A 5042-nucleotide genomic window follows, 5' to 3' on the forward strand; every position below is an offset into this window, starting at 1 on the left:
GGCGGTTCGGGAACCGGACAATGGACGCGATGAATCGTTCCGTGGATCAAACGGATGCTCCCTATCATCGGGAACAAGCCGAAGGACGCAATACGGGCAACACCAAAAAAAACTTGATGTGATTGTATGATTGCCTTTCCCCCGTTAGTACCGGTCAGCTCCACCCCTTACGGGGCTTCCACGTCCGGCCTATCGACCACGTGTTCTGCATGGGGGGTCACACGGCCCGAAGGCCGCGAGGAATCCTAATCTTGGAGCAGGCTTCCCGCTTAGATGCTTTCAGCGGTTATCCCTTCCGAACGTAGCCAACCGGCCGTGCCGCTGGCGCGACAACCGGCATACCAGAGGTTCGTCCACCCAGGTCCTCTCGTACTATGGGCAGGCCTCCTCAGGATTCCAACGAGCGCAGAGGATAGAGACCAAACTGTCTCACGACGTTCTGAACCCAGCTCGCGTGCCGCTTTAATCGGCGAACAGCCGAACCCTTGGGACCTGCTCCAGCCCCAGGATGCGACGAGCCGACATCGAGGTGCCAAACCATCCCGTCGATATGGACTCTTGGGAATGATCAGCCTGTTATCCCCGGGGTACCTTTTATCCGTTGAGCGATGCCGCGTCCGTACGCCGGCACCGGATCACTAGCTCCGACTTTCGTCCCTGCTCGACCCGTCAGTCTCGCAGTCAAGCTCCCTTGTGCGCTTACACTCGCCACCCGATTGCCAACCGGGCTGAGGGAACCTTTGAGCGCCTCCGTTACTCTTTGGGAGGCAACCGCCCCAGTTAAACTACCCGCCAGGCACTGTCCCTGAGCAGGATAACTGCTCGAGGTTAGACATCCAATGCGAACAGAGCGGTATTTCAACGACGGCTCCGCGCGGGCTGGCGCCCGCGCCTCACGGCCTCCCGCCTATGCTACACAATCCACACCGAATGCCAATACCAAGGTATAGTAAAGGTCCCGGGGTCTTTTCGTCCTTCTGCGCTTAACGAGCATCTTTACTCGTACTGCAATTTCGCCGAGCTCCTGGTCGAGACAGTGGGGAAGTCGTTACGCCATTCGTGCAGGTCGGAACTTACCCGACAAGGAATTTCGCTACCTTAGGATGGTTATAGTTACCACCGCCGTTTACCGGGGCTTGAATTCACCGCTTCGCCCAAAGGGCTGACGGATCCTCTTAACCTTCCGGCACCGGGCAGGCGTCAGTGCATATACAGCGACTTTCGTCTTCGCATGCACCTGTGTTTTTGGTAAACAGTCGCTACCCCCTGGCCTGTGCCACCCCCCTCCGCTCAGGCCGCGAGGACCGTCACGGAAGGGGGTCTCCCTTAAACCGAAGGAACGGGAGCAATTTGCCGAGTTCCTTGACCAGGATTCGCTCGATCGCTTCGGTATTCTCTACCTGACCACCAGTGTCGGTTTGGGGTACGGGCGGCATTGGTCCTCGCGCCGAAGCTTTTCTCGACGGCCAGGATCACCGGATATCGGCCAGAACGGCCCCATCATCGCACCTCGGCCACACGCCGTACGGATTTGCCTGTACGACGGCCTGCGTGCTTGACCACGGAAAACCACCTCCGCGGCCGGCTACCTGTCCGTGTCACTCCTGCGCTGCCCTACTGCCGGGCGGTTCCCAACAGTCCAACACGACCGAACCCCGAAGGGAACGGCCGGGAAGGACCGGAGGTTAGCACCCCGGTCTCGGACCGGGCGGCCCAAAGCCGGTACGGGAATATCGACCCGTTCATCCATTCGACTACGCCTGTCGGCCTCGCCTTAGGACCCGACTAACCCGGGGACGATGAACGTGGCCCCGGAACCCTTGGTCATCCAGCGGCGGGGATCTTCACCCCGCTCTCGCTACTCATGTCTGCATTCTCACTTCCGTCCGGTCCACGACAGGCTCACGCCGCCGCTTCGCCCCTGAACGGAACGCTCTCCTACCCAACGGCAAAAGCCGTTGCCGCGTCTTCGGTGGTGTGCTTGAGCCCCGCTACATTGTCGGCGCGGAACCACTAGACCAGTGAGCTGTTACGCACTCTTTCAAGGATGGCTGCTTCTGAGCCAACCTCCTGGCTGTCTATGCGACTCCACATCCTTTCCCACTTAGCACACGCTTGGGGACCTTAGACGACGATCTGGGCTGTCTCCCTTTCCACGACGGAGCTTATCCCCCGCCGGGTCACTGCCGCGATACGCATCGCAGGTATTCGGAGTTTGGTTGCTGTTGGTACCCGGTATGGGCCCGCAAGCATCCAGTAGCTCTACCCCCTGGATGTAATCACGCGACGCTGCACCTAAATGCATTTCGGAGAGAACCAGCTATCACGGAATTTGATTGGCCTTTCACCCCTAGCCCCAAGTCATCCCCTCAGTTTTCAACCTAAGTGGGTTCGGTCCTCCACGCGGTCTTACCCGCGCTTCAACCTGCTCAGGGCTAGATCATCCCGCTTCGGGTCCAGGACACGCGACTCAAACGCCTTTTAAGACTCGCCTTCGCTACGGTTCCCCCACCCGGGTTAACCTCGCCACATGCCACTGACTCGCAGACTCATTTTTCGATAGGCACGCCGTCACCCCGAAAGGCTCCGACGGTTCGTAGGCGCATGGTTTCAGAGACTGTTTCACTCCCCTCCCGGGGTACTTTTCACCTTTCCCTCACGGTACTCGTTCACTATCGGTCAGACAGGAATATTTAGGCTTATGCAACGGTCTGCACTGATTCGCACGGGATTCCACGGGGCCCGTGCTACTTGGGAGAACCCATCGGGAGACCATGTCCTTACGGCTACGGGGCCATCACCCTCTGCGGCCCGGTATTCAACCCGGTTCGCCTGGGACATGGTTTTGTGACTCCCGCCCGACGCGTCGGCGCCGGGACAAGACTTCCCACGACACCACAAGCGCAACCCCCGACGGGTATCACGCGCCCATGGTTTGGCCTGATCCGCTTTCGCTCGCCACTACTCACGGAATATCCTTTCCTGCAGGTACTGAGATGTTTCACTTCCCTGCGTACCCCCCGCCCGAAGGCGGTGCCGGCCCATGACGGCCGGCGGGTTTCCCCATTCGGAAATCCTCGGATCAAAGCCCGGTTGGCGGCTCCCCGAGGCTTATCGCAGCCTCCAACGTCCTTCATCGGTCCTGTCTGCCAAGGCATCCACCATACGCCCTTGCAGGCAACCCACACACCCGTGCGGGACCCGCAAACGCCCAATCAGCAAATTCCCAGACGACAAATCATCACATCTGAAATGATCACAAAACGATCGACGAACAACACCAAAAATGAAGTTCGATCGAAAAATCACAGCAAAAGAGACAAGAAACGACTTGTCCTTTCGCTCGCGTCCACTATCCAGTTCTCAAACCGCCACGCACCCGACCCGCAAACCCACGACCCCACGAGGGGACGCGCCGCGCGCCGGGACGACGGACGCCACACGGGAACAAACCCCATGGGTGGCGATCCGGGAACCCAAAAGCATGCCGTACCACTCGAACGCCAACGATCTCTTCCACACCAGCGGCCCGGACAAACCCCGCGACCACCGCGGGAACCGGGCAGGAAGGCCACCGAACGATGGCCCAATAAGAATCTCCGTAGAAAGGAGGTGATCCAGCCGCACCTTCCGGTACGGCTACCTTGTTACGACTTAGTCCCAATCACGAGTCTCACCTTAGACGGCTCCCCCCAAGAAGGTTAGGCCACCGGCTTCGGGTGCTACCCACTTTCATGACTTGACGGGCGGTGTGTACAAGGCCCGGGAACGCATTCACCGCGACGTTGCTGATTCGCGATTACTAGCGACTCCGCCTTCATGGAGTCGGGTTGCAGACTCCAATCCGAACTGAGACCGGTTTTCAGGGATCCGCTCCATGTCGCCATGTCGCATCCCGTTGTACCGGCCATTGTAGCATGCGTGAAGCCCTGGACGTAAGGGGCATGATGATCTGACGTCATCCCCACCTTCCTCCGAGTTAACCCCGGCGGTCCCCCGTGAGTTCCCACCATAACGTGCTGGCAACACGGGGCGAGGGTTGCGCTCGTTGCGGGACTTAACCCAACATCTCACGACACGAGCTGACGACGACCATGCACCACCTGTGAACCCGCCCCGAAGGGAAGCGACGTCTCCGCCGCCGTCGGGAACATGTCAAGCCCAGGTAAGGTTCTTCGCGTTGCATCGAATTAATCCGCATGCTCCGCCGCTTGTGCGGGCCCCCGTCAATTTCTTTGAGTTTTAGCCTTGCGGCCGTACTCCCCAGGCGGGATGCTTAACGCGTTAGCTCCGACACGGAACCCGTGGAATGGGCCCCACATCCAGCATCCACCGTTTACGGCGTGGACTACCAGGGTATCTAATCCTGTTCGCTCCCCACGCTTTCGCTCCTCAGCGTCAGTAACGGCCCAGAGACCTGCCTTCGCCATTGGTGTTCTTCCCGATATCTACACATTCCACCGTTACACCGGGAATTCCAGTCTCCCCTACCGCACTCCAGCCCGCCCGTACCCGGCGCAGATCCACCGTTAAGCGATGGACTTTCACACCAGACGCGACGAACCGCCTACGAGCTCTTTACGCCCAATAATTCCGGATAACGCTTGCACCCTACGTATTACCGCGGCTGCTGGCACGTAGTTAGCCGGTGCTTATTCGAAGGGTACACTCACCCGAAGGCTTGCTCCCCGACAAAAGCGGTTTACAACCCGAAGGCCTTCATCCCGCACGCGGCGTCGCTGCATCAGGCTTGCGCCCATTGTGCAATATTCCCCACTGCTGCCTCCCGTAGGAGTCTGGGCCGTATCTCAGTCCCAATGTGGCCGGTCGCCCTCTCAGGCCGGCTACCCGTCGTAGGCTCGGTGGGCCGTTACCCCGCCGACTACCTGATAGGACGCGACCCCATCCCATACCGATACAATCTTTCCCGAACCACCATGCGATGGCCCGGAGCATCCGGCATTACCACCCGTTTCCAGGAGCTATTCCGGTGTATGGGGCAGGTCGGTCACGCATTACTCACCCGTTCGCCACTCTCACCA

Annotated in this window: 2 rRNA genes; both read right to left on the reverse strand. The window is 59.5% G+C overall.

Annotation, left to right across the window (positions count from 1 at the left end):
• Positions 1-124: 124 nt before the first annotated feature.
• Positions 125-3185, reverse strand: a 23S ribosomal RNA gene (locus tag KIH75_RS09815).
• Positions 3186-3605: 420 nt separating this feature from the next.
• Positions 3606-5042: ribosomal RNA gene (locus KIH75_RS09820) — 16S ribosomal RNA — on the reverse strand; the annotation flags it as partial.

Origin of the sequence: Bifidobacterium pongonis, assembly GCF_019331805.1 — a bacterium.
GTDB lineage: Bacteria > Actinomycetota > Actinomycetes > Actinomycetales > Bifidobacteriaceae > Bifidobacterium > Bifidobacterium pongonis.